At 62.7% G+C, this 24413-nt stretch carries 26 protein-coding genes; 6 read left to right on the forward strand and 20 right to left on the reverse strand.

Going from position 1 to position 24413, the window contains the following annotated elements:
- Nucleotides 1–11: 11 nt before the first annotated feature.
- The 13 genes from HW932_RS12725 to HW932_RS22025 form a co-directional block, all read right to left on the reverse strand.
- Nucleotides 12–767, reverse strand: coding sequence for a polyketide synthase (locus HW932_RS12725; protein WP_222932370.1), 756 nt, complete (start codon nt 765–767; stop codon nt 12–14).
- Nucleotides 764–1564 carry an enoyl-CoA hydratase-related protein gene (locus HW932_RS12730; protein ID WP_176976871.1) on the reverse strand — a complete coding sequence of 267 codons (801 nt, stop codon included), beginning with the start codon at nt 1562–1564 and terminating at the stop codon, nt 764–766. The genes HW932_RS12725 and HW932_RS12730 overlap by 4 nt, the downstream gene beginning before the upstream one ends.
- Before the next feature lie 20 nt (nt 1565–1584).
- Nucleotides 1585–2817 carry a hydroxymethylglutaryl-CoA synthase family protein gene (locus tag HW932_RS12735; protein ID WP_176976872.1) on the reverse strand — a complete coding sequence of 411 codons (1233 nt, stop codon included), beginning with the start codon at nt 2815–2817 and terminating at the stop codon, nt 1585–1587.
- The gene (locus HW932_RS12740; protein WP_176976873.1) at nt 2814–4109 is read right to left on the reverse strand and encodes a beta-ketoacyl synthase N-terminal-like domain-containing protein; all 1296 of its coding nucleotides are present in this window, start codon (nt 4107–4109) and stop codon (nt 2814–2816) included. The genes HW932_RS12735 and HW932_RS12740 overlap by 4 nt, the downstream gene beginning before the upstream one ends.
- A complete protein-coding gene (locus HW932_RS12745; RefSeq protein WP_176976874.1) occupies nt 4106–4354 on the reverse strand; it encodes a phosphopantetheine-binding protein in 249 nt (82 codons plus the stop codon). The genes HW932_RS12740 and HW932_RS12745 overlap by 4 nt, the downstream gene beginning before the upstream one ends.
- A complete protein-coding gene (locus HW932_RS12750) occupies nt 4326–6023 on the reverse strand; it encodes a PfaD family polyunsaturated fatty acid/polyketide biosynthesis protein (RefSeq protein WP_176976875.1) in 1698 nt (565 codons plus the stop codon). The genes HW932_RS12745 and HW932_RS12750 overlap by 29 nt, the downstream gene beginning before the upstream one ends.
- A gap of 17 nt (nt 6024–6040) precedes the next feature.
- Complete coding sequence (locus HW932_RS12755) at nt 6041–7120, reverse strand: prohibitin family protein (RefSeq protein ID WP_176976876.1); 1080 nt, start codon at nt 7118–7120, stop codon at nt 6041–6043.
- Between the two features lie 9 nt (nt 7121–7129).
- Complete coding sequence (locus HW932_RS12760; protein ID WP_176976877.1) at nt 7130–8758, reverse strand: cyclic peptide export ABC transporter; 1629 nt, start codon at nt 8756–8758, stop codon at nt 7130–7132.
- 239 nt (nt 8759–8997) lie between these two features.
- Complete coding sequence (locus HW932_RS12765; protein ID WP_176976878.1) at nt 8998–9510, reverse strand: YcjF family protein; 513 nt, start codon at nt 9508–9510, stop codon at nt 8998–9000.
- 190 nt (nt 9511–9700) lie between these two features.
- On the reverse strand, nt 9701–10495 hold the full coding sequence (locus HW932_RS22115) for a c-type cytochrome (protein WP_176976879.1): 795 nt from the start codon (nt 10493–10495) through the stop codon (nt 9701–9703).
- Between the two features lie 192 nt (nt 10496–10687).
- Nucleotides 10688–11557 (reverse strand): CHAP domain-containing protein, encoded by an 870-nt coding sequence (locus tag HW932_RS12775; protein ID WP_176976880.1) that lies wholly within the window; start codon nt 11555–11557, stop codon nt 10688–10690.
- A 12-nt stretch (nt 11558–11569) separates the two neighbouring features.
- The gene (locus HW932_RS12780; RefSeq protein ID WP_176976881.1) at nt 11570–12247 is read right to left on the reverse strand and encodes an SOUL family heme-binding protein; all 678 of its coding nucleotides are present in this window, start codon (nt 12245–12247) and stop codon (nt 11570–11572) included.
- Between the two features lie 234 nt (nt 12248–12481).
- Nucleotides 12482–12610 (reverse strand): hypothetical protein, encoded by a 129-nt coding sequence (locus HW932_RS22025; RefSeq protein ID WP_281358213.1) that lies wholly within the window; start codon nt 12608–12610, stop codon nt 12482–12484.
- 179 nt (nt 12611–12789) lie between these two features.
- On the opposite strand from HW932_RS22025, the gene HW932_RS12785 reads away from it, so the two are divergent.
- The 3 genes from HW932_RS12785 (at nt 12790) to HW932_RS12795 (ending at nt 14937) form a co-directional block, all read left to right on the forward strand.
- Nucleotides 12790–12996 (forward strand): YjfB family protein, encoded by a 207-nt coding sequence (locus HW932_RS12785; RefSeq protein WP_176976882.1) that lies wholly within the window; start codon nt 12790–12792, stop codon nt 12994–12996.
- 99 nt (nt 12997–13095) lie between these two features.
- Complete coding sequence (msrA, locus tag HW932_RS12790) at nt 13096–14436, forward strand: peptide-methionine (S)-S-oxide reductase MsrA (RefSeq protein ID WP_176976883.1); 1341 nt, start codon at nt 13096–13098, stop codon at nt 14434–14436.
- A gap of 45 nt (nt 14437–14481) precedes the next feature.
- Nucleotides 14482–14937, forward strand: a complete 456-nt coding sequence (locus tag HW932_RS12795; protein WP_012969329.1) for a YqaA family protein — start codon at nt 14482–14484, stop codon at nt 14935–14937.
- Nucleotides 14938–15023: 86 nt separating this feature from the next.
- Here HW932_RS12795 and prpF read toward each other — a convergent pair whose 3' ends face one another.
- The 4 genes from prpF to HW932_RS12815 form a co-directional block, all read right to left on the reverse strand.
- A complete protein-coding gene (prpF, locus tag HW932_RS12800) occupies nt 15024–16217 on the reverse strand; it encodes a 2-methylaconitate cis-trans isomerase PrpF (protein WP_176976884.1) in 1194 nt (397 codons plus the stop codon).
- Between the two features lie 66 nt (nt 16218–16283).
- A complete protein-coding gene (acnD, locus tag HW932_RS12805) occupies nt 16284–18875 on the reverse strand; it encodes a Fe/S-dependent 2-methylisocitrate dehydratase AcnD (protein WP_176976885.1) in 2592 nt (863 codons plus the stop codon).
- Between the two features lie 119 nt (nt 18876–18994).
- The gene (locus HW932_RS12810; RefSeq protein WP_176976861.1) at nt 18995–19159 is read right to left on the reverse strand and encodes a hypothetical protein; all 165 of its coding nucleotides are present in this window, start codon (nt 19157–19159) and stop codon (nt 18995–18997) included.
- Nucleotides 19160–19234: 75 nt separating this feature from the next.
- Entirely contained in the window at nt 19235–20005 is a 771-nt protein-coding gene (locus tag HW932_RS12815; RefSeq protein WP_176976886.1) for a spermidine synthase, read from the reverse strand.
- Between the two features lie 169 nt (nt 20006–20174).
- Between HW932_RS12815 and HW932_RS12820 the strand changes: the two genes are divergently transcribed.
- Entirely contained in the window at nt 20175–21098 is a 924-nt protein-coding gene (locus tag HW932_RS12820; protein WP_176976887.1) for a hypothetical protein, read from the forward strand.
- Between the two features lie 23 nt (nt 21099–21121).
- Here the strand turns inward: HW932_RS12820 and HW932_RS12825 are convergent, their stop codons facing one another.
- The gene (locus tag HW932_RS12825) at nt 21122–22324 is read right to left on the reverse strand and encodes a TraB/GumN family protein (protein WP_176976888.1); all 1203 of its coding nucleotides are present in this window, start codon (nt 22322–22324) and stop codon (nt 21122–21124) included.
- Nucleotides 22325–22513: 189 nt separating this feature from the next.
- Between HW932_RS12825 and HW932_RS12830 the strand changes: the two genes are divergently transcribed.
- Both HW932_RS12830 and HW932_RS12835 read left to right on the forward strand, forming a co-directional pair.
- Entirely contained in the window at nt 22514–22984 is a 471-nt protein-coding gene (locus HW932_RS12830; RefSeq protein ID WP_176976889.1) for a hypothetical protein, read from the forward strand.
- Nucleotides 22981–23295, forward strand: coding sequence for a DUF3301 domain-containing protein (locus HW932_RS12835; RefSeq protein ID WP_176976890.1), 315 nt, complete (start codon nt 22981–22983; stop codon nt 23293–23295). Before HW932_RS12830 ends, HW932_RS12835 begins: the two co-directional genes overlap by 4 nt.
- Before the next feature lie 12 nt (nt 23296–23307).
- Here the strand turns inward: HW932_RS12835 and HW932_RS12840 are convergent, their stop codons facing one another.
- A complete protein-coding gene (locus HW932_RS12840) occupies nt 23308–23793 on the reverse strand; it encodes a ClpXP protease specificity-enhancing factor (RefSeq protein WP_176976891.1) in 486 nt (161 codons plus the stop codon).
- A complete protein-coding gene (locus tag HW932_RS12845) occupies nt 23790–24398 on the reverse strand; it encodes a glutathione S-transferase N-terminal domain-containing protein (RefSeq protein WP_176976892.1) in 609 nt (202 codons plus the stop codon). Before HW932_RS12845 ends, HW932_RS12840 begins: the two co-directional genes overlap by 4 nt.
- Between the last annotated feature and the right edge of the window lie 15 nt (nt 24399–24413).

Consider the following 24413-nt stretch of genomic DNA (forward strand, 5'->3'; position numbering starts at 1 on the left):
GCCTGTTGGATTTAGAGTGGATAGAGTGCGTCGATTCTCTCGCGAACTTCCGCCAGAGGACAGGTCAGCGACTGCATCCTGAGCTCGGATTCGATCGCAGTCGCCAGGTCGGCTTCGATCGTAGCGACGAAACGGCGTTTCAGTTCGCGCAGTGAGAGAGTCGGCTTTTGCGCGAGATTCTCTGCCTGCGCGAGCGCGGAATCGAGCACGTTCGATTTCCTGGTCACCTGCAGCTGAGCGCCGCGATCACGCAGCTCGGCGCCGCGATAGTTGCGACCCGTGAGCAGCATCTCCCATCCGAGCATCTGACCGAGCCGGTGCGGGATGATGAAGGTCGCTCCCATACCGGGCGTGAATCCATAGTGCATGAAGTTCGTATTGTACACGCACTCTTCAGCAAGGATGATGATGTCGGCATAGGCGCCGAACACGAGTCCTCCGCCGATGGCATGACCCTGCATGGCCGCAATGACCGGGATCTCACAGCGAAGCAGTAGCTCGAAGTCCAGGATGTCGGTGTAATTCAGACGACTTTCAGCCAGTCGGATCAGCTGATCTCGGGTGCCGCCGCAGCAGAAATAATTGTCATAGCCATGGATCACGACGGCCCGTGCCTGAGCGTTCGCGGCGATTTCGCGGAATACCGCACTCAGGCCGCGGCTAAAAGCATCGGAGAAAGTGTTTTTGGCATCGCGATCCTCCATCGTGACGACGGCGACGCCGTTCTTTCTCCACTCGAGTCGAATGGCCGGCGGCTGGATGCTCAAGGTCGATCCTTCCGGTGCCATGGAAACAAACCCTGCTCGACGTAATCGGTGATGTTGCGTTTCACCCGCGGCAGCGAGCTGAGTCGCGTGATCTCCCGAACAGCGGTTTCCTCCATCTCGGAGGTGATGATCCACATTTTCCGAAAGTAGTTCTTCAGATCGACGATGGTGTCTTCCTCCAGGAGGTTGAGACGAAGCGCGAGCTTGCGCAAGGCGTCGTCCGGGTCGTCGTTCAGCTCATCGACCAGGTTGAATCTGTACGCCTCCTCGGCGCCGATGGGCCGTGTGGTCAGCGTCATCGAGTAGCACTTTTGAAAACCGATGCGTCGGATCAAATAGGGGACGACACAGCAGGGGAGCATCCCCCAAAGCGCCTCGGAAAGACTGAATTCGCTCCTCGTCGTGGAAATCACCAGATCGCTGGCGGCGACCAGCCCGACACCACCGGCGATCACCTTGCCGTCGACCAGGGAGACGATGATCTTCGGGCTGAGGGTCAGGCGTCTGAGAAGATCCATGAACTTGTCGATCTCCACCGTATCGCCGGCGGGGATGTCGGCCTGTCGCGCCGTTTCCCGAAAATCCAAGCCCGTGCAGAAGCAGCCGGGCTCGCCTCTCAGCACGACCAGCCTACAGCGACTCGATCTCTCGGCCTCGTCCAGGGCCGCGCCGATTTCCCGGATCAAGGCAGCGTTGATACTGTTCTGCCGCTGCGAACGGGCGATGCTCAGGATCATCGTCCGCGCATGAGTTTCGACGGTCAGGTTCTGAAATCGCCTGGTGGAATCGATCGACATTGGTTCCATGATCCTTCGCGTCAGCTCCATCCATAGATACGGTGGTAGTCCCTGATCTCCCGAAGGACGAGGAATCCACGGCCGGCCAGCGTCTCGTCGTAGATCGACTGATAAGGCGTGCAGTCGACGACCCTGTCCTTGGTGCCGAATGGCCAATCCATTCCGATGTCCAACAGCAGGTCGTATTCCGACATCGACAGTTCATGGCGCTCCGACAGGGCGGCCCGATGATCGAACCCGGACAGCTTGCGTTGTGAGGTGGAATCGATCACGCCGCTGTAGAATTCGCCGCAGCATCCCGAGCCGTAGGAATAGATCCCGACCCGTTTGGGCCGCGTGAGATCGACATTGGCGATCAGGCCGCACAGGGCGAGGTAGACCGTTGCCGAGTAGATGTTGCCTATTTGCGAGCAGAAACTCAGCGAGGGTTGCACGCGGCGCTCGAAATCCGCTTCCGCGACCTCCGGAGTCGCCTTGAACAGCTTGCGCATCAACATGCGATGCGCGCCCTTGACCATCCCCGGAAAGGGGGTATGGAAGGCGAGATAGTCGAAGGTTTCCAGGAAATCCACGGCCTCGACCTTCGCGGCATAGGCCTTGAAGCTGTGTTCGAGACATTCGAGATAGGAGATCAGGGACAGATCGGAATCACCGGTTTCGAGATCCGTCGTCGGGCGACAGGTATCCATGACCTCGTAGCCGTGAAAGCCGGTCGCGCCCAGATCGAGATCGAGCACTTCCGGTCGATCGCCGATCAGCATGGCCACCGCGCCGGCGCCCTGAGTGGGTTCCACATAGTTACCGCGGATCGAGGTTCTGCCGATATCCGTGGCGACGATCAGCGCCTTGGCGCCCGGTGAGGTATTGGCCGCGATCATTCCGGCCGCCATCTGCAGGGCCGCCGTGCCGCCATAGCAGGCGTGCTTGACCTCGAACAGTCGGCACGTCCGGCTGAGTCCCAGATAGTGATGCAGATAGGTACTCATCGACTTGCCGAAGTCGATTCCGGATTCGGTGGCCGTGATCAAGAGTTCGATACGGTTCCTGTCGTCCTCGCTGAGCCTGTCGAGGATGGGTTTGGCAGCATTGACGCCATAGGAGACGGGATCTTCGCAGGGCAGCGCGACCGTTTTGCGATGGATCATCAGGTTGTCGAACCGTCTCAGATCCAGCTTGCGCGCCTCGAACAGGCGACGGATGTCCAGGAAGGTCCGGCCACCGTAGAAATTGATCGCCTCGATTCCAACCCTCATGGCCGACCCGCCCTTCCGATCACAAGCGTGCTGTTGATGCCCCCAAAGCCGAAGCCGTTCGACAGGGCATATTCGGCTTCAAAGGCCCTGGATTCCGCTCCGGCGAAACGCAGATCCCGATCGATGGGGCGTTCGAGATTGAGGTTCGGATGTAGGAATCCGTCATTCATTTGGATCAATGAACACAGCACCTCGAGGACGCCTGCGGCACTCATGCAGTGCCCGACCAGGGACTTGGTGGAATTGATCCAGGGTCCGTCGGACTGCTCACCGAACACGGCTTTGAGTGCCTGACATTCGGTGCGGTCGCCCAAGGGCGAGGAGGTGCCGTGCGCGTTGACGTAGCCGATCTGTTCCGGCTGAAGGTCCGCTGACTCCAGCGCCGATCGCATCGCGCGAACCTCGCCCTCGACGCTGGGATCGGGCAGATGATGAGCATCGAGGAGCAGCGAGCCGCCGAGGATTTCGCCGAGTACCTTCGTATTTCGCGCCCGAACGCTGTCCGGGGATTCGAGCACCAGGCAGGCACTGGCCTCGCCCCAAACGAAACCGTCGTGGTCCATGTCGAAGGGACGGCACGCCTGGATCGGGTTTTCATGGCGTTCCCCCGAGGTGGCGGCGCCCAACAATGAAAAGGCATCCAGTTCCAGCGCCGAAAATCGACTGCAAGCCCCGACCACGAGGCACTTTTGCATGAATCCACTGCGAATCCATTGAACGGCATTGAAGAGGGCCGCGTTTCCACTGGCGGAAGCCGCGCCCAGGGTACAGCCGGCTCCGCGCAGCGCGAGTATTTCACTCAGACTGCCGAGCTGATTGCTGTCATGGAAGCTGAGCGCATATTTCGGATCGATCCAGCGCCCCGTCTTCCGGAATCGATGCCAATTATCCGCCATGTACTTCTGATCCAGATTGCTTCCCGCCACGATCAGGCCCGTATCCTCCAGGCGCTCCGATCCATCCCCGAGTCCGGCCTGCACGTAAGCCTGGATGGCGGCGCAGGCGCTCAGAGCGGTGGACGGATTGTTCGTGTTCAAGACCCGTCCGGCGCGACGCCCCAGGTCGGGGTAATCACACATGAACGGCTCCAGGGCGGCCTGCCATGAGAAGTCCCGCAGGGTGGCGGCGACCCGAATCGAGGGGGTATCGGGATCATCGTAACGGGTCACTCCGCAGCGTCCCTGCCTGAGCGCCGTTCCGAGTTCAGCGACGCTGCCGGCGATACTACAGACGACACCGGCCCCGGTCACGGCGACCGCTCGATTCCGGCCAGGTGTCTGGGGGCGATTCATCGGCAGTAACTGTGGAGCAGATCGACCAGGGTACGTATGTCCCGGACGCCGCGGAACTCCGTTCGGGGCACCTCGATACCGAGTTGCTCCATGGAGTACATGACGACCTCGACTCTGTCGATGGAATTCGCGCCGAGTTCGGTCAGACTCGTGTCCAGGGTGATCAGGCTCGGGTCGACATCCATCAACACCTTGATCGAGTTCTGTTTGACGACCTCAAAGATCTCTTGCTGACTGAATTTCATGGATTCTCGGTGTATCCGGATGATTGCCTTGTCCTGGACCGGCGAAGAATCGCTGGTAGCGACTGTCGAGCACCTGAGCCGCGCCGGCCATCAGCTTCTCGGCCATGTCATCGACGTGCCGGTTCCGCCACGACTCCAGGGGCGTTCCCTTGACCCAGGTGTTGAAGGCGCCGAGTGCCGGGCCGCAATGAATCTGATAGTCGCTCCTGTGGTTTTCGTTGCCCTGCAAGGCCAGACGGCTCGTATGGACGAAATACCAGCGAAAGATCAGGGCCATCTTCTGCTTCGGGTTCATTTCGGCGCGCTCGATGACCCCGGGCATGACTCGATGATAATAACGCCTGGTTTCGTCGTAAACCTCGTCAAAGCCACGACCGAACCAGCGCTGCTCGATTTGCTCCCGGGTTTTCGGATCGATGTCGTCGATGGACGCACACTGTCGGTACAGGTCATAGAGTTTCTTCGCCCGTCCGGGGAAGAGCAGTCCTTTCTTGAACACCTGGACCTTGGCGCCGAGCTCGAACATGTCGCCAGCGGGCACGATATCGGTATCCTGAACCTCGGCCTCCTGCAGCAGGTCTTTCACGACCTCGCTGGCTCCGGATTCGACGCTGCATTGATTGATCGACCCCGTGAGGACGAAGTCGGCCCCCAGCACGAATGCCGCCGCAATGGCCTCCGGCGTGCCGAGTCCGCCGGCCAGACCGACACAGATCTGAGCCGGGTAGCCATGGCGCCGCCGCAGGTCGTCTCGCATCCTCAGCATCACCGGCAGCCGCGTCGAGGCGACGCCCTGATCGGTGTGACCGCCCGAATCCGCCTCGACGCAGAGATCGTCGGCCATCGGAATCTCGGCGGCCAGCTCGGCCTCGTAGCGCGTGATCAGTCCCTGGAGCCTGAGCTTGTCGAGCACCTGTGGCGGTGCCGGGCTGAGAAACTGCTCGGCGATCTCCGGCCGGGAGACCTTGGCGAAAACCTTGCGCGGTGAATGGACGACGCCGTCAGGACCGCGTTGCAGGCCGGTGACGCGAAAACGCACCAGATCGGGCGACATCTGCGTGAACGCCGAGGCCTCGATGCATGGAACATCGTGCTCTAGGAAAAGATCGACAATGGCCTGTTCGAGCTCCGGATTGAAGGGGCTGGCCAACAGGTTCGATCCATAGGTATGACGGTCGCCGAGTCTGGACCGAATGTGATCGAGGTCCGAGGCGATGCGATCGAGTCCGAGTCCGCCCGTGCCGAGGAATCCCAGAAGGCCGGCTTCCCCCATACGAACGACCAGCTCCTTGGAGGCGATCCCCTTGTACATGGAGCCGGCGACATAGGCGTAACTCAGATCGTAACGCCGACGGAATGCCGAAGCGCCGAGATTCCGGGGGTCGATACCGTGACTCATGGTCGTCCGGAGCCTGTCCCAGCGTATTGAAATCAGGTCTTCAGCGTCTTGTCGGTCGATTGCCGGGTCATCATCAGGATGAGGATCATGATGATCGGACTGAGCAGGACGGAGAAGAAGAAGCCGCCCCAGAATCCGAGCTTTCTGTGAATGCAGAAGAGTCCGACGATAAAGCTGCCCAGCATCCAGATGATCGCAACTACTGTAGGTATCATGATTTGAAGTTACCTTTCGAACTTTGTTGAGAACAGCACGCTGGACAGGCGTCAAGCCAATCGCTATCGACTTTACCGATTCTTTATCGTCGATTCGGGTCGATCCACACTGTCATTGTGGTCGAAGTGAGGAGGCAACAACAGCGCTTCGGATGGATTCGGGATCTCGGGTTCGGATAAAAGCAATGGATCCGACTCGAATTCCGGCGACAGGTTCAATTGAGCCGCTTGACCTTTCAGCTGATCCGTGGAGGCTTGATCGCCGCCACCGGCTGCCGCCGGTGGAGAATCGAGGTTGCCCAGGATGATCGGCAGGCCGCCCTGGCCTGCGCCAATCACCACGACCTTGGCATTGTTCGAGGTTGCCAGGGCCAGGGTGGCGCTGATTCCCTTCCATTTGAGATATTGCTCCGAGATTCCTTCGTTCACGATGGTCTGGAAATCCCGGATGCCCTGGGCTTCGATACGTTTGCGCAATCGTTCCTTTTCCTCACGCGCGACGCGAAAGTCGTATCCCCGCATGATATAGAACTGCACCAGCTTGTCTTGGATCGCATCCCGAACCTTTTCCGGCAATTGAGTGCGTTTCAACAGAAGATCTTCGATGTGCAGGAAACTTTCGCGTCGGTTCTGCGGTTCGTACTCGAAGCGCATGGCATTCTTCAGACCCTCGGCGATCGCCTGCTCGATCTCGATTCGTTTCAGTGAGTACAACTCCTCAGGCGTGTATTTCGAGATTTCATGTCGCGCATGGGAATTGACCTCGGGAAGCAATAGGGTTTTGATGTAATCGGGGCCTATGTTCTTGTGCAACAACGCGATGTCTTCTCGAACGAGACGATAGCGGGTCGAGATATCGACGATGGCCTCCAGGCCATCGGCGGTCAGCACCTCAAACGCACCATCCACGACCTGCAGGCGGGCATCATAGAGATAGATCTTGTCCCAGGGCCATTTGTACGCGACACCCTCGTTGAGAACCCGATCCGTGATCGTGCCCGAGCCGAACCGCACCCAATACACGCCGATATGGCCGGGTGGAACGAATATGAAGATCGTGGGTGTCAGCCACGCGAATACCAGGGCCAGAATGAGTCCAAGGAGCGTGAGGCCAAGACCATTCCGGGAAAACCAGCTTTTGAGGCGCCGCAACATAGGCAATCAGAGGTCGGGGGCGGGAGACGATGTTTGTATTCTGCCGTTTTCCAGTGCGACGATCCTGTCCGCAACCGAGAAATAGCGGTCGTCATGGGTGGCGGCTACGATCGTTTTGCCGCTGGATTTCCAGGCCGGCAGCATTTCTTCGTAGAACTTTTTGCGAAATATCGGATCCTGGTCGGCCGCCCATTCATCGAACACCATGATTGGGCGATCCTCCAGTAGCGCAACGAGCAACGCCAAGCGTTTGCGCTGCCCGGTCGACAAGTCGAGCGTGCTGAACCCTCCATCGAGGACCGAGACCTTACCCGCCAGCCCAAGCTCTTGCAACAGTGAATCAACCCGCCGGCTGTCGACTTCACTCAGGCCATACAGTCGCTGAAACAGATGGTAATCGGAAAACACGATCGAGAATAGGCTTCGATAATCGTCGTATCCCGTATCCGTGATGGGAATACCGTCGACACGTATGCTGCCTTTCTCGGGAAAGTATAACCCAACGATGAGCTTCAGGAGTGTCGATTTCCCAGTGCCGTTGCCGCCGGTCAGGAACAGGATTTCGCCGGAACGGATATCGAGTTCGATGGGGCCGATGCCGAAGGGCGTATCTCCAGTGTTAGACGCATAATTGAAAGTCAGGGTCTCAAGCGTGATCTGGTCGAAGCGGGTGATGCCTGTGCGGATAGGGTGCGGAGTGCGTGTGATGCGCTCCAGCTCGCGATCCATCGCGTCGATGTTTTCGGCGGCGGCGTTGGCGTCGGCCATGACCGGCATCGAACCCACCAGCATGCTCAGTGGGCCGAGCAGAAAAACGATCGTGGTCGTGGCTTGTAGTACCACCTCGTTGTGAGAAACACTGAATTGCGGCAACAGAAAAATGATGCTGGCCACCAGCAGAAAGAACATGGCCTGGGTCCAGATGATGTGATCGGCCTGACGCGTTTTGGTCGTGATCTTGAGTGTGGTGGCGGACTCGGAGATCTGATTCAGGAAGGTATAGAGCTCGTTGCTGCGCGCGGCATTCATCTTGATTTCCTTGAATCCCTCCAGGATATCGGACACCGCATCGAACATTCGGTTTTCCTGCCTCAGGGCTTCGTGCAGCTCGGCATTGACGAGTTTGAGCTTGTTGAAATGCACCGTCACCGCAATGGACAGAAACCCCACCGCCAGTATGAATGCCCAGGGGGAAAGCCAGGCAAGGTACAACAGGACGAAAAACACGACGATGGCGGATTGAATCCCCATGATGACGACCGGGGCCGCCTGAGAGATCACCAGTGTTTCCTTCGCGACGCCGGCATCGATTTGCGCACGACCGATCGACTCCAGGGGAAGGAGGTCGGCGTGCCGGATACGGCTCATCATTCGCATCCGGAGCCGATGCAGAATGGACTCGACTTCTCTGGTTGAAGTTCGCAGTACGGCGCGTTCGGAAACGACGAAAATCAAAAGAGTCAGGATGAAAAGGGCGAGCTCGCGAAAGCTATGGACTTGTTCCGCGGCATGCTGTGCGGCATTGTTGATCACCGCGAGCACCCCAACGTTGCTGATCGCGGCGATCCCGATCACCAGAACGATGGTCCGGTTGGGGATATCCGACTGCTGCCGCAGCAGCTCATAGAGTTTCATGCTCGATGCTGAAGGACGTTGATATCAGGCAACGGCAGACGCTAGCCATGCCCCTGTATGGATGGGGGCTATGGACCGACTGCTTATCGATAGATGAAGGATGTGAACCGAGCGCGTTGCTGGAGCGATCGACAAAGACCCCGCCCGACCGCCGAACGGCGACAGACCCGCTCCATCCATGACGGCCGCGCGTCCCCAACGCCCCCCCGGAAGTGAAATGTCTTGCGCGATGTTCCTGATCAGGCGGGTTCCGCCTGAGCGTCCTCGGTCTGAGGCGCCTCGTTCTGACGCTTGTTTTTATTCATCAATTCCGCGCCTTTTTGGTATTGCTCTTGCAAATACTGTTTGGTCTTGGCGGAGTCGAAAGAGAGCCATGTTCCGCCTTCTTCAAAATGTCGAACGAATACTTTACCGATGGCATAGGTCATGGCCCCGGACACGACCGCGACCGTGCCGATCCCGAGCAGTGTACCCACGACCGGAAATGACTTCACCGTCGAAGCCACGGCATAGCCGGCGCCCCAGCCGAACCGTGCCGGAACGAATCCGCCGATCATGGAGGCCAGGATCGACTTGACGCTGTTCTCCGAGAACGGCACCTCATAGTGGTTGGATAGTTTGGCCAACATTTGAATCTGCACGCCGGTGACGGCGGCAAGGTCGGCCACGGGCAAAGGGATGCTGCCGGCAGCCATTGCCCACTTCGAATAATAAGCGACCAGTTCGTTGGCAACGGCTTCTTTCTCGCTCATGTCTTTGGTCTCTATATTTCAAGGAGAGTTGAAGGTTTGACCCGAACAGCGTCTTTCCGCGTCCAGTATAGCATCGGTTTTTATTCAAGGGGCGAATGGCGCAAGGCCGTGCTGGTGAGTACCGGGAGGTCGGAGAAGAGATTGCGCAGAAGATCCCGTCGAAGGGATCCAAACAGTCCGGCCCCCGATCTCAGTCACCAGACGGCTCCTGGAACAGTGGGCGTGGATGCGCGAGCACGAAACCGGCCACGTCCCAAGCCTCAGCGTCGCTGAGCGAGTCATCGGCGCCGAACGGCATCTTGTGCTTGATGAAACCGGCGGCCGTGGTCTGACGGTTCATCCCCGCACCGTTATTGAAGGACTGCGGTCCCCACAGGGGCGGGAACAGGTAGCGTCCATCGGCGTCCAGCGTGCCGCTACCGTCGGCGCCATGACAGGCCAGACACTTGGTCTGGTAGATCGCTTCCCCATGCGCCACATCCGGTTCGAGTTCCAGATTCAGCGTCGGGATGCCGTGTCCCGCCACGACGGCTCCCACGGGCACGCCCTGAGACAGCCAGCGCATGTAGGCCAGCATGTCGATCAGGGCGGGATGATCGAGCGGAAGCGCTCGACCATTGAGACTGCGCTCAAAACAGTCGTCGATGCGCTGTTCGAGCGTGATGAGGCCGCCATGTCGGGCGCTGTACTGCGGAAAGCGCCCGACGACGCCGACGAATGGAGCGGCATTGGCCTCGGTGCCGACCTCTCCGTTGCGGCCCGGATGACAATGCCGGCAGGCCAGTCCATTGCCGACGAACTCGGGCAACTGCGCCGGGGTGTCCGCCAGATAGCGCCGGCCACGGACGATGCTCTCGCCGAGCGGGCCGTTGGGAAACGTTGCGGCCGTGGGAACCGTCAGGGCCACGGTCGGCGGTTCTTCGGCGTGGGCCGCCGGACCGATGGTGAGCAGCCACACGACGGCGATCGGACTCGCGGCGCGCACCCTCACATCACCGCCCGTTCGCGCTTCTTCGCCTGCTTGACCTGACGCCGTTCCTTCGGGTTCAGGGCGGGTTTCTTCTTGGCTTCTTTGTGGGCTTCGTGTTCTTTTGACATGGCCGTGCTCCTCGTGTGGCTTGTGCTCAAAGTATAGATCAGGCGGCGCGCGGCAAACTGTCGGCACCACTCTTTGGGGTCAGTCCACGCGCGGATAGACCCAGCCGGCGATGGCTCCGCCCTCGGGATTCTCGACCTGATTCGGGGCGACGTCGAGCAGGCTGTAGCGTTCGCCGACACGCACGATCCGGATACGCCGTGCATAGTGCTCTGGATCGATCCAGGGACGGTTGTCGTAGTTCTGTTCGGCCAGCGCGACCCAGCCCTGTTCGATGTCGGTGTCGACCACGACGGCGACATGCCCGGCGCGCCACTCCGGGTCGTTGTGGTCGGCGGCATAGATCACCAGATCACCACGCTCGGGCGCACGTCGGGCGTGACCGTTGAGCGAGCGACCGAGCGGGATGACAGCCTGATCGGACAGCCGCCGGCCCTCGGTGAGACTCAGGATGTCGGCCGCTTTCGGTACGTCGCCGAAGGTCAGACCAAGCGTTTGGATCCACCAGCGCCGCGCATACTCGACGCACTGATAGGCCAGACCGGCGTATTCCAGCTGATCGGGGCGCTCGCCCGAGCGGGCGACCTGGATCTGACCGGAGTCGGGATCGACGAAGCTGGATTCGAGTCGCACGCAGGTGGAGACACAGTTGGAACGGGCCTCGACACCATTAGAGCGACCCAGCGGCATGCCGAAGTCGGTGACACAGGGACCATCGCAGGCGCGCCGGGCGGCCTGAAAGCGCTCCAGGCTCAGGGCTTCGCCGACGGGCGGCGGGGCCAGCCGCTCGGCGCCGTCGGTGTGCGGCAGGCGCTCGACCGCCGGCGTCGACGGTGCCGGCCGGCCGTCGATGAGGAGCAGCGTCCCTACGAGGAGGCTGACGGCGATCAGGACAACGGCGGGGATGGGCAGCGGCGACCAGCGCCGGGGGCGATCGGAGTCGAATGTCATGCGCGCGCTCGATCAGGACTCGGGACTGTCAGCCAGCGGAACCAGGATCTCGTTGCGTCGCAGCATCGGCAGCGAGAACGGCCCGTTGTAGCGTGCATAGATCGGCACGCCACGCGGCTGGAGTCCGTCGCGCTGCACGGCCTCGAGCAGGTGCTGTTCCTCCTCGCGATAACGCGCCTCGCTCCAGGAGCCGGAGTAGCGGCGCGCGGCCACGCGCCCGGCCGGCTCCTCGCGCAGCCGGATTCTTGGGTTGTTGGGCCGGGGCAGGGTCTCCAGGGTGAAGCTCGCCGGCATCACGAAGCTGATGACGTAGACGTCGGAGTCCGTCTCGGCGCCTGCCGGGCGCTGGGTGACGGGAGCGGTCATCTCCAGGCGCGTGCCGGCCTGTTCGCGCGTCGTCTCGGCCGGACGCTGGCTGACCGGAGCGGTCATGGCCATCTTCGTCTCACCCTGGTTGTCGCCGAAGATGTAGCCGGCCAGGATCCTGAAGGCTTCCGAACCAACGTCCTCGAAGTCGCCCCGCACCTCGACCTCGGCGACCCGATAGGGATCGTAGCGGCGCAGCTCGTAATCCTCGGTCGTCTGGAGGATCTGGTAGGACGGTTCCTCGGTAGCCATGGCGAAGACTCCTGAAAGCAGCAGGACGGCACCAAGCAAGGCGCGGGCCGTCCAAGTCGTGGGTCGGGTCATGTCGGATCTCAGGGCAATCGGGGCGCGCACGGCGCGGGCGTGAGTGGAACATGGGGGAATGACTGCTGCGGTGCAAGGGATCGAGCACAGCCGCGCCGCCGGTGCCGGACAGGCTCAAGGTGCAACTGCGCCGGTGTTTCGACGGTCCCTTCATCCTGGCGGGCGGTTTCGATCGGGTGAGCGCGGAAACCGCACTCCCTAACACTGACGACGCGGCCGGATCGATCGCGTCGACTACGGAGCGTCGAAGCACGCCAGCCCCGTGCCCGCCTCGAACGTCTGGCACGAGGTCATGTAGGAGACACTGTCGTCACTGTGGATGGACACCACATGACGCCCGCCATTGGCGCAGGCCACGGCCACCAGCGCATCCCCGTTCGAGCCGGTTCCGAGCGCGCGCGGTTGAAGTGACTTCCATGCCTCCAGACGAGAGGCATCCGGCCGTTAACCGACAGGATGGCGCCCCGTTCGGCACGCCCTTGGCGCCGAGATCCGATCGCGCCCTTGCATTCGACTCATCCACCACGCGCGAGGTTACACTCATGGAGATTCCCAGCTCAACGACAGGTCTGGCCACACTGGCCACGGCCATGAGTCAGACCAAGCTCGAGGGCGCGGTGGATGTCGCCGTGCTCAAGAAAGCCATCGATATCCAGAAAGAATCTGTCGCCCAGTTGCTTCAGAATCTGCCGACGCCTACGGCCGCCTTGCCCGACGGCGTCGGCGGCCAGATCAACACCACGGCTTGAGCCGGCTCGCGGCTGATGAACAGCCTCATGTCGAGCATTGCAGACAGCCCATCACGACCCAATAGTCCGTCATCCGCACGCGCAAGAGGGTCGATCGTTATGAGACAGACACATCGCTGGCCGCTCATCGCACTGGGATTGAGCGCGCTCCTGCATACCGGAACGGACGGTCAGGCTGCGACCGCCCAGAACCCCGCTCAGGCTCCATCGGGCGTCGATCCGGAGCCGGCGGTCGATACCATCGTCCTCGGCATGGGCTGTTTCTGGGGCGCGGAAAAACGCATGAGCGAGCTGCCCGGAGTCATCGATGTCGAGAGCGGCTATGCCAATGGCGAGATCGAAGGCACCTATGAGGCGATCCTCACCCACGAGCGCGCCCGGCGGCGTGGCGCCAGCGAGAAACGCAATCACGCCGAGGTCGTGAAGGTGCGTTTCGATCCGGCGCGCGTCAGCCTCGAACAGGTGCTGGCGAAGTTCTGGGAAAGCCATGATCCGACCCAGGGTGATCGTCAGGGCAACGATGTCGGCAGCAACTATCGCAGTGCCATCTATACCAGCAGTCCCGAGCAGGCCGCCGTGGCCGAACGCACGCGCGCACGCTATCAGGCGGCGCTCACGCAGGCCGGACGCGGCGCCATCACCACCGAGATCGCCCCGCTGTCGGCCTATTTCCGTGCCGAGGAAGCGCATCAGGACTATCTGCGCAAGAATCCGCGTGGCTACTGCGGACTCGGCGGCACGGGCGTCGCCTATCCGGGCACGGCGTCAGGTGTCGATGAGTCCGCCGAGTCGCCCTCCCCCGACCCGCTGGATGGCGCGACCCTGGAGCGCGCGCGACAGTTGGTGATGTTCGAGGCGGAGTACTGCGGGGCCTGCAAGCAATTCAAGGCCGAGGTGCTGGATCACTGGCAGTCTCAGGTGCCGGTCGCGCGCAGTCTGAGTTTCAGCGCCCCGACCGGTTGGACGCTGGACAAGCCGCTGTTCGCCACGCCGACGCTGGTGCTGTTCGAGGACGGTCGCGAGGTGTCGCGCTATACCGGCTATGATGGTGACGCGGCGCGCTTCTGGTCTTGGCTTGGCGGGCAGATCCTCACCCCCGAACAGCGCCGGATCGCCTTCGAGCAGGGCACGGAGCGGGCCTTCACCGGCTCACTGCTGGATGAGAAGCGCTCCGGAACCTTCGTCGATCCGATCACGGGTGCTCCGCTGTTTCGCAGCGAAACCAAGTTCGAGAGCGGCAGCGGCTGGCCGAGTTTCTTCGATCCGGTCGATGGGGCCATCACCTTCCACGAGGACGTGAGTCATGGGATGCGGCGTGTGGAGGTGCGTAGCGCGAGTTCCGGCATCCACCTGGGGCACGTCTTCGAGGATGGACCGCCGCCGACCCGGAAGCGCTACTGTATCAACAGCCGTGTGCTCAGTTTCGTGCCCGATCCTTGAGACCGGCGGACTTTCCCCTCTCCCGCCAGGGAAGAGGGGTTTTAGGTGTATCTGTTGTCGGTGAACGATCTCGGCGTCTATCTCGGACTCTTCGCGTCAGCGTTTGGGGCGGCTTCACTGCTGCCGTTGCAGTCCGAAGTGCTGCTGGTGGCGCTCCTGCTCGACCGGAATCAGGCGGTCTGGGCACTGCTGACCGTAGCCAGTTTCGGCAATGTACTGGGTTCGATGCTCAACTGGCTGCTCGGGCGCTCGCTGGAGCGCTATCGCGAACGGCGCTGGTTTCCGGCCACACCCACCCGGCTGGAACAGGCCCAGCGCTTCTATGTGCGTACCGGCTACTGGTCGTTGCTGCTGAGCTGGATGCCGATCATCGGCGATCCGCTGACCCTGGTCGCCGGGGTGTTGCGTGAACCGCTGTGGCGCTTCGTGCTGCTGGTGGCCCTGGCCAAGAGCGGGCGCTATCTGGTGCTCGCGGCGCTGACGCCGGGGGCGCTGTCCTGACCGATTGCTATTGAGCACTATCTGAGCGGCGCGACTTCCAATTGGCCGCTCAGACAGTGCGATCGGCACCTTACATGAGCGATCGCTCAGAACGCATCCCCAGGCACGCGCACCCAGCCTTCCATGATCACCCGCGCGCTGCGGCTCATGATGGCCTTGGTCACGGTCCAGTTTCCATCGACCTGTTTGGCCTCAGCGCCGACCCGCAACGTACCCGAAGGATGACCGAACCGCACCGCCGTGCGCTCGCCACCGCCGGCGGCGAGATTGACGAGCGTTCCGGGGATGGCCGCCGCCGTGCCGATGGCCACCGCCGCCGTGCCCATCATGGCGTGATGCAGCTTGCCCATCGAGAGCGCACGCACGCACAGATCGATCTCGCTCGCCGCGACCGGCTTGCCGCTGGAGGCGACATAGTCGGTCGGCGGGGCGACGAAGGCGACCTTGGGTGTGTGCTGACGGGTCGCCGCCTCGCTGATGTCCTTGATCAGCCCCATGCGCAGCGCGCCATGGGCGCGGATGGTCTCGAACATGGCCAGCGCCTTGGGATCGCCGTTGATAGCCTCCTGCAACTCGGTGCCGGTATAACCGATCGCCTCAGCGTTGACGAAGATGGTCGGAATGCCGGCATTGATCAGCGTCGCCTTGAGCGTGCCGACACCGGGCACGTCGAGGTCATCGACCAGATTGCCGGTCGGGAACATGGAGCTGCCGCCCTCCCCTTCGCCCTCGTCGGCCGGATCGAGGAATTCGAGCTGCACCTCGGCAGCCGGGAAGGTCACGCCGTCCAGCTCGAAGTCGCCGGTCTCCTGCACGGCACCATCGGTGATGGGGACGTGCGCGATGATGGTTTTGCCGATGTTGGCCTGCCAGATCCGCACGGTCGCCAGGCCATTCTGCGGGAGGCGGTCGGCATCGACCAACCCGGAGGCGATGGCGAACGAGCCGACCGCCGCCGACAGGTTGCCGCAATTGCCGCTCCAGTCGACGAAGGCGGTGTCGATCGACACCTGACCGAAGAGATAGTCGACATCGTGGTCCGGCCGACGGCTCTTGGCGAGGATGACGGTCTTGCTGGTGCTGGAGGTCGCCCCGCCCATTCCGTCGATCTGTTTGCCGTAGGGGTCGGGACTGCCGATGACGCGCAGCAGCAACGCATCGCGCGCCGCACCCGGCACCTGACAGGATTCGGGCAGGTCTTGCAGACGGAAGAAGACGCCCTTGCTGGTCCCGCCACGCATGTAGGTGGCAGGGATCTTGATTTGGGGTGTGTGGCTCATTGAATGGGATTCCGCAACACTGTGGCGCTGTTTCCCCTCTCTCACGCGGAGAGAGGGGCGCGGCTCTCAAGCCGCCTTGGTCGATTCGAGGAAGTCCTGGGCGAAACGTTGCAGCACGCCGCCGGCCTCGTAGATCGAGACCTCTTCGGCGGTGTCGAGCCGGCAGGTCACAGGCACCTCGACGCGCTCGCCGTTCCGGCGCTGGATGACCAGGGTCAGATCGGCGCGCGGACGGCGCTCGCCGATGACGTCATAGGTCTCAGTGCCGTCGATGCCGAGCGTCTTGCGGTTCACGCCCGGCTTGAACTCCAGCGGCAGCACGCCCATGCCGATCAGGTTGGTGCGGTGGATGCGCTCGAAGCCCTCGGCGACGATGACCTCGACCCCGGCCAGACGCACGCCCTTGGCCGCCCAGTCGCGCGAGGAACCCTGACCATAGTCGGCGCCAGCGATGACGATGAGCGGCTGGTTACGGTTCATGTAGGTCTCGATCGCTTCCCACATGCGCATGACCGTGCCGTCCGGCTCGACCCGCGCCAGCGAACCCTGCTTGACCTGACCGTCGACCACGGCCATCTCGTTGATGAGCTTGGGATTGGCGAAGGTGGCGCGCTGAGCGGTCAGATGGTCGCCGCGATGGGTCGCGTAGGAGTTGAAGTCCTCCTCGGGCAGACCCATGCGCGCCAGATACTCGCCCGCCGCGCTGTTGGGCAGGATGGCGTTGGACGGCGAGAGATGGTCGGTGGTGATGTTGTCCGGCAGCACAGCCAGCGGACGCATGCCCTTCAGCGTCCGCTCACCGGCCAGCGCGCCTTCCCAATACGGCGGACGACGGATGTAGGTACTCTGCGGACGCCAGTCGTAGAGCGGACTCACCTTCTCGCCGGTCTCGGCCCGGACAGCGAACATCGGCTCGTAAACCTGGCGGAACTGCTCCGGCTTGACGCTGGCGGCAACGACGGCGTCGATCTCGTCGTCCGACGGCCAGATGTCCTTCAACCGGATCTCCTGACCGTCGACCACGGCGAGCACATCCTTCTCGATGTCGAAGCGGATGGTGCCGGCGATGGCATAGGCGACGACCAGCGGCGGCGAGGCCAGGAACGCCTGCTTGGCATAGGGATGGATGCGGCCATCGAAGTTGCGGTTGCCCGAGAGCACGGCGGTGGCATAGAGATCGCGGTCGATGATCTCCTGCTGGATCTTGGGATCGAGCGCGCCGGACATGCCGTTGCAGGTGGTGCAGGCGAAACCGACGATACCGAAGCCGAGCTGCTCCAGCTCCGACAGCAGCCCGGCTTCCTTCAGATACATGGGCACGGTCTTGGAGCCGGGCGCGAGCGAACTCTTGACCCAGGGCTTGCGCGTCAGTCCGAGCCGGTTGGCGTTGCGCGCCAGCAGCCCGGCGGCGATGACGTTGCGCGGATTGCTGGTGTTGGTGCAGCTGGTGATGGCGGCGATGATGACGGCGCCATCAGGCATCTGACCCGGAACCTCGTCCCACTGACCGGCGATCCCCTTGGCCGCGAGATCGGCGGTCGCCACACGCGCATGCGGGTTGGACGGACCGGCGAGGTTGCGGACCACGCTCGACAGGTCGAATTTCAGAGTGCGCTCGTACTGCGCATTCTTCAGCGTGTCGGCCCAGAGTCCGGTTTCCTTGGCATAGGTCTCGACCAGCTTCACCTGCGCATCGTCGCGCCCGGTCAGGCGCAGATAGTCGATCGTCTGCCCGTCGATGTGGAAGAGCGCCGCCGTGGCGCCATACTCCGGGCACATGTTGGAGATGCTGGCGCGATCGCCGATGGTCAGGGCCGCCGCCCCCTCGCCGTGGAATTCGAGATAGGCGCCGACGACCTTCTCCTTGCGCAGGAACTCGGTCAGGGCCAGCACCACGTCGGTCGCCGTGATGCCCGGTTGCGGCTTGCCGGTCAGCTCGACGCCGACGATCTCAGGCAGGCGCATCCAGGACGCACGCCCCAGCATCACGTTCTCGGCCTCCAGCCCGCCGACGCCGATGGCGATCACGCCCAACGCATCGACATGCGGCGTATGGCTGTCGGTGCCGACCAGGGTATCGGGGAAGGCCACACCGTCACGCGCCTGGATCACCGGACTCATCCGCTCCAGATTGATCTGATGCATGATGCCGTTTCCGGCCGGGATCACGTCGACATTGTCGAAGGCCAGTTTGGTCCACTCGATGAAGTGGAAGCGATCTTCGTTGCGCCGATCCTCGATGGCGCGGTTCTTGGCGAAGGCATCCGGATCATAGCCGCCGCACTCGACCGCCAGCGAATGATCGACGACGAGTTGCACCGGCACCACCGGATTGACCTTGGCCGGATCGCCGCCCTGATCGGCGATGGCATCGCGCAGCCCGGCCAGATCGACCAGCGCGGTCTGGCCCAGGATGTCGTGACAGACCACGCGCGCCGGGAACCAGGGGAAATCGCGCTCGCGCTTGCATTCGACGATCTGCCGAAGCGAATCGCTCAGAATCGCCGGATCACAGCGCCGGACCAGATTCTCGGCCAGCACGCGCGCGGTATAGGGCAGTCCGTCATAGGCGCCGGGCGCGATCGCTTCAATCGCGGCGCGGGCGTCGAAATAGTCCAGATCGGTTCCAGGCAGGGGCTTGCGATTGGTGGTATTCATCGATGCTCTAAATTATTGGAAATCAAAACTGAAACACAAAAACCGCTCATGGGCGCGCCTCCATCCGGCGTCACATCCATGAGCGGCTGTCTTCACGCAAGACAGGCTTTGACGACGACTCAATCGTGCTTTTCGGGGATGCGCACCAGCTTGACGAAACGGGCCTGGATACCACGCGCCCAGGCCGGCTGCGGCCAATTCCAACCGATCGCGATGCCAATCGCGATACCAATCAATATCTGAACCATGCGCGTTTCCTCTTGTTGGCGTTGAAGACGAGCCATGTGTCCGACCGGGCGTCGGACCGGATGCCGGATTATCCCATATCGTGCGTGCACGGCTTAAGACACGAAAATCGGTCAGATTTCGTCTTCGAGACGAAAACCGAAGATCTCGAGCACGATGCCGGTCATGGAGCCGCCGAGCATCCCGCCCAGCAGGCCCGGCGGGATGTCGTGCAACACCTGCGCGATCGCCTGCTGGGTGCGCACATCCAGCACGGTCGCCGTGGTGTTGCCGAGAATCCAGATGCTCCCGGCCACGACAGCGGCGACCAGTCCCGCCACCAGGGGTGCGGAGACGACGCCCGGCAGCCAGGCGATGCCGAGCCTGACCAGCCAGCGCTCGGAGAGCTCGAACAGGGCTCCGGCCAGCGCCACCAGACCGGCGGTCAGCACGAACACCCCGACTGGTTCGCCCAGGAACCACAGCGCCAGGCTCAGCAGTGTCGCCGCCAGGAGTCCGGTGAGCAGTCCGGTGAGCGTCTCGGCCAATGGACGGCTGCCGCCGGCCACCATCCAGGAATAAAATCCACCGGCCAGGACACCCGCCCCAGCCGCGAGACCCGAGATCATCAGCAGATCGATGTCATGCCCGATGACGATCAGATAGCCGATCGAGGCCAGGACACCGGCCATGGAGCCTACCAGCGCGACCGGCATCGCGCTATAAAAGGCCGTGGTCGTCATGGACGCGGCGGCGGTGGCCACGACCAGCGGCAGCCATCCCGTCAGACCCACGACCAGCAGGAGCCGATGCAGGCCGGCGAAGAGCGCGCCGAACAGCGCCCCGGCGAAACCCCATACAATGAGCGCCAGAACGATCGCGGTGAAACGGTCCTTGGATTGCATGATTGAATACCCGGCGGTGTTGAACGGCACTCCGATTCTCCGGAATCCTTGTGATCCGGCTCCCCCGCGAACGATGCACCGGGACGCGCATCACGCACTCCAGGCGAGTATCACCGCTCGTCATGGCCTACACTAGCCTCTTCCATGATTCCGGACATTGATGCGCGGCATGTATCAGTCCCCACTCAACGGCAGTAAACGCAAGATCGATGGCGTCATGCGCGTCTATTATGACGGCTATTGGATCAAATATTACGAACCGCCGCCCGACAGTTTCGAGGTCCGGCGCCAGCTCATCCAGGCCCTCACGCGCCGCCTGTTCAACCATGTCGAGCATGGCATCAACATCCCAGGCGCGCGGCTCAGGGAGGCGCGCGCCGCCTACGAGGCCGAGACCGACACCGAGCGCAAGCGCGTCAACGGCGCCATGCTGGCCGGCGCGCTCTTCAACCGCGCCGCCGACATCTTCCATAGCCTAGTCGATCTGCAGACGGCCGGGGTCGAGATTCCGCCCGACCATGCGCTGATGCGCGAATGCGGACACTGTCTGATCGAAGCGCTCGAACTGGGCAAGATGGTGCGCCATCGCGGCGGCGACGAGGGGATCGACGAGCTCTGGGGCGAGCCGTTCAAGGCATTCTCGATGCCGATCGAGGCCTTCTATTCGAGCCGCTATCTCAAGATCGCCATGACCATGCACGACATCGACCGCATCACGGGGGCCATGAAGGCGACCTTCGCCGGCAGTCGTCAGATCCTCGGTCTGGATGCACGGCTCGATGAACTCAACACCACGGCCAAGCGCAAGTGCGAGATCCTGCGCACCGACCCGGAGGTCTTCGACGTCTGGCCGACCTATGTCGTCGCCAGCGACCGGGTGCGCAATCTCGATCCGATCATGCCGACCATCCACGACGCCGTCGATGTGCGCGAGGCGGTCGAGGGCACGCGGCTGCTGCGCGACGGCACCGATCTGATCAGCTTCATCGTGCGCGCGCGCGTGCCCATGCCCAAGAGCGCCCGCGAATACGTCGATCGCTGTCAGCAGTTCAGGCGCACCTATATCGAACCCTATCTGAGCCGTCCCGTCTGAGCCTGTGACCCGTAACGCTCAGGTCAACCGCCGGCATGGATCAGACGCTCGACGACGCGCAGGCCGGCGACATAGGTGCCGATTCCGGCGCCCAGGCTGCTCAGGACGAAGACGACCAGCACGCGCGAGACCCGGTTGCGCCACCAGCCGGTCCAGGTGGCCACATCGGCGCGCAGACGGCTGAAGTCCCCGACGCTCGGCTTGCGCAGATAGAGTTCGACGGCGCCCGTGATCATGCCGGCGCCGATGGCCGGATTGAGCGTGGTCAGGGGCGCGGCGAGGAAGGCCGAGAGGATGGTGAGCGGATGCCCGGCGGCGAGCAGGGTGCCGAGCGCCGAGAGTCCGCCCGTGATCAGCGCCCAGCCGATCAGCAGATCCAGCCCCAGTTCGGGACTGACAGCGAATCCATAGCCGAAACCGGCCAGGATCAGGACCAGCAGCGTCCAGCCGAACACGGCGGGCCAGCGACTCGGCGGCGGCACCCGTTCGAGCGTGCTCAACACCTCGCCCGGATCGGTGCGATCCGTCTCCAGCGCCTCGGCCACGCCCTTGAGATGACCGGCGCCGATCACGACCAGGGCGCGTTTGGCGCCCACGCGCGCCAGCTCACGCCGGAGCTTGGCGGCCATATAGCGGTCGCGTTCCTCGATCAGGGGGACATAGAGATCCCGACGCTCGGCGGCGAACTCAGCGAAGGCCGTTTCGAGCACATCGCCCTCCTTGAGCCGCTCGACCTCGTCCTCGGTCACTTCGTCGGAACTGAGCATGGCCGTCAGCAGACCGGCGAACAGCCCATAGCGCTTCCACCAGCCGAGATTGGCCGAGATGCGCTTGAGCGTGATGCCGATCTCGCGATCGACGAGCAGCAGGTTCAGGCCCTGATCCTTGGCCAACCGCAGGGCGGTGCGCTGCTCGGCGCCCGGCTCGATGCCGAACTGGTCGGCGAGCCGCTGCTGATAGGCCGCGAGCACCAGATTGGCGACGACCATATAGACGCGGTTCTGGCGGATGACCGAGAACAGATCCATCTGCGCCAGGGTGCGCGGGTCCATCAGGGCATTGAAACGGCTACGGCAGAGTTCGACGGCCACGCTGTCGTAGTCGCCGGACTGGATCAGCTTGCGGACCTGATCGGCGCTGGCGCGCGAGACGTGGGCCGTGCCGAGCACCGTCAGCTCGACCCCATCGATCACCAGATCGCGCCTTGGTTCCATCGAATCGGCCATGGTTTCTCGTGACTCGTGTTGGACAAAGGGCGGCATGATACCGAGACTTGGGGGCGTTTCCCAAACCGAGCGACCTGGCTCGGCGCCGTCGCCGAGCCTTGGTGCGTATCGCACCGATGCCGTATCATCGCGCTCGAAGCCCGCTCCCAGGGAATACCGTTCAGCCTTCTCACCAGACGCCGAGCCGCTATGAGCACCACAGCCGTTGGAGCCTCCAGGATCGCTTCGATCATTCCGCTGTCCGCCGACCGTCGTTTGAAATCCGTGGTCGCCGTCGCGCTGGCGGCCGCGATGCTGCTTGGCTGCAATCCGGTCAAACAGGATCGGATGACGGACACGCTCCAGAACGCGACCAACGGCTATCAGAACGCACTGCGCTGGGGGTACTACGAGAACGCCTACGGCTATATCCATCCCGACCGGCGCGGCGAGGCGCTCTCGCCCGAGACCCTGGAGGGACTGCGTCTGACGGGCTATGACGTGATCCAGCCGCCGCTGATGAACGCCGAGGCGGAAACCGCGACCCAGATCGTCGCCATCGACTACCTCTACGAGGATCGGCAGGTCGTCAAACAGCTCAAGGACCGTCAGCTCTGGCGCTATGACGCCGAGAAGAAGGGCTGGTGGCTCGAATCCGGCCTGCCCGCCTTCAAGCGATGAGTCATCTGCTCATCGTCTGCCTGTTGCTGCTGCTCGGCTGGTTCTGGCTCGACAGCCTGCGCGCGCGCGAGATCGCGATCGGTCTCTGTCAGGCCGCCTGCCGGCAGCGCGATCTGCAATGGCTCGATCAGACCGTGGCCCTGCGCCGGCTCGGACTGACCTGGCGTTCGGAGGGCGTGCGACTGCGGCGCGTCTATCGCTTCGACTTCAGCGAGGAAGGCATGGAGCGGCGCCAGGGCTATATCGTGATGCGCGGCCTGAATCTGGAGGAACTCAGCTTCGGGTTGCCCGATCGGGTAGCGGACGCCTGAAACGGCCACACCCTATTTGACGACCTTGAGCGTCGGAGCACCCTTCTTGCCCTTGGGGCGATCGGGTGAGGGTTTGTCGCCCGAACCGCCCGGCTTGCTGCTGGGCAACGGCGCCAGCTTGGGACCGGCGGCGGGCGCATTGGCCGCCTGGGTCGGCTCGGGATACGCCGGGTCGGGAAAGACCATGCCCTGCCCGTTCTCGCGAGTGAAGATGCCGACCACGGCCTCGGTCGGCACCAGCACCTCGCGCGCCGTGCCGCCGAAACGCGCCCCGAACTCGATCCACTCGTTGCCGATGACCAAGCCGCGCACCGCGCCAGGCGCGATGTTGAGCACGATGCGCCCGTCGGCGACGAACTCCATCGGCACGCGCGTATCGGGAAAGCCCGCGTCCACCACCAGATGGGGCGTCATCTGATTGTCCAGGATCCACTCATAGATGGCCCGGACCAGATAGGGCTTGCTGGAGGTCATGCTGTCGTCTGTGGTGTCGTTCATCGGCGGAGATCCGCGATCATCTCTTTTTCGGCCTCGGTGAGGCTGCGACGGAAGGCCTCCCAGGTGAAGATCCGTTTCATGTAGACCCGGATCGGATCGGCCTGCTTGGGCAACTCGACGCCGAGCACCGGCAGACGCCACAACAGCGGCGCGACGCAACAGTCCACCAGCGAGAACTCCTCGCTCATGAAGAATTCGTGGGCCCCGAACACGGGCGCGGTGGCGGTCAGACTCTCGCGCAGTTCCTTGCGGGCCTGCTCGACCTCGTCGCCCTCGCCGTGCAGGATGCGCCCCATGAGCGAATACCAGTCCCGATCGACGCGGTACATGAACAGCCGCGCATTGGCGCGCGAGACCGGATCGACCGGCAGCAGCGGCGGATGGGGAAAGCGCTCGTCGAGATATTCCATGATGATCCGCGACTCATAGAGACGCAGATCGCGATCGACGAAGGTCGGGACCGTCCCATAGGGGTTGAAGTCCATCACCTCATCGGGCAGGGCCTTGGCATCGACGTCCACCACGTCGACCGCGATCCCTTTTTCGGCCAGGACCATCCTGACCCGATGGCAATAGGGACAGGCAGGATCGGAATAGAGGGTCATTGCAGTACCGATTGG

Origin of the sequence: Allochromatium humboldtianum (assembly GCF_013385175.1) — a bacterium.
Lineage (GTDB): Bacteria > Pseudomonadota > Gammaproteobacteria > Chromatiales > Chromatiaceae > Thermochromatium > Thermochromatium humboldtianum.

Coding starts and splice junctions, on each gene's coding strand:
- HW932_RS12730 (WP_176976871.1), bottom strand. CDS start 1,564: ATGTCGATCGATTCCACCAGGCGATTTCAGAACCTGACCGTCGAAACT.
- HW932_RS12735 (WP_176976872.1), bottom strand. CDS start 2,817: ATGAGGGTTGGAATCGAGGCGATCAATTTCTACGGTGGCCGGACCTTC.
- HW932_RS12740 (WP_176976873.1), bottom strand. CDS start 4,109: ATGAATCGCCCCCAGACACCTGGCCGGAATCGAGCGGTCGCCGTGACC.
- HW932_RS12745 (WP_176976874.1), bottom strand. CDS start 4,354: ATGAAATTCAGTCAGCAAGAGATCTTTGAGGTCGTCAAACAGAACTCG.
- HW932_RS12760 (WP_176976877.1), bottom strand. CDS start 8,758: ATGAAACTCTATGAGCTGCTGCGGCAGCAGTCGGATATCCCCAACCGG.
- HW932_RS12765 (WP_176976878.1), bottom strand. CDS start 9,510: ATGAGCGAGAAAGAAGCCGTTGCCAACGAACTGGTCGCTTATTATTCG.
- HW932_RS12775 (WP_176976880.1), bottom strand. CDS start 11,557: ATGACATTCGACTCCGATCGCCCCCGGCGCTGGTCGCCGCTGCCCATC.
- HW932_RS12780 (WP_176976881.1), bottom strand. CDS start 12,247: ATGACCCGACCCACGACTTGGACGGCCCGCGCCTTGCTTGGTGCCGTC.
- HW932_RS12785 (WP_176976882.1), top strand. CDS start 12,790: ATGGAGATTCCCAGCTCAACGACAGGTCTGGCCACACTGGCCACGGCC.
- msrA (WP_176976883.1), top strand. CDS start 13,096: ATGAGACAGACACATCGCTGGCCGCTCATCGCACTGGGATTGAGCGCG.
- prpF (WP_176976884.1), bottom strand. CDS start 16,217: ATGAGCCACACACCCCAAATCAAGATCCCTGCCACCTACATGCGTGGC.
- acnD (WP_176976885.1), bottom strand. CDS start 18,875: ATGAATACCACCAATCGCAAGCCCCTGCCTGGAACCGATCTGGACTAT.
- HW932_RS12810 (WP_176976861.1), bottom strand. CDS start 19,159: ATGGCTCGTCTTCAACGCCAACAAGAGGAAACGCGCATGGTTCAGATA.
- HW932_RS12815 (WP_176976886.1), bottom strand. CDS start 20,005: ATGCAATCCAAGGACCGTTTCACCGCGATCGTTCTGGCGCTCATTGTA.
- HW932_RS12820 (WP_176976887.1), top strand. CDS start 20,175: ATGTATCAGTCCCCACTCAACGGCAGTAAACGCAAGATCGATGGCGTC.
- HW932_RS12825 (WP_176976888.1), bottom strand. CDS start 22,324: ATGGCCGATTCGATGGAACCAAGGCGCGATCTGGTGATCGATGGGGTC.
- HW932_RS12830 (WP_176976889.1), top strand. CDS start 22,514: ATGAGCACCACAGCCGTTGGAGCCTCCAGGATCGCTTCGATCATTCCG.
- HW932_RS12835 (WP_176976890.1), top strand. CDS start 22,981: ATGAGTCATCTGCTCATCGTCTGCCTGTTGCTGCTGCTCGGCTGGTTC.
- HW932_RS12840 (WP_176976891.1), bottom strand. CDS start 23,793: ATGAACGACACCACAGACGACAGCATGACCTCCAGCAAGCCCTATCTG.
- HW932_RS12845 (WP_176976892.1), bottom strand. CDS start 24,398: ATGACCCTCTATTCCGATCCTGCCTGTCCCTATTGCCATCGGGTCAGG.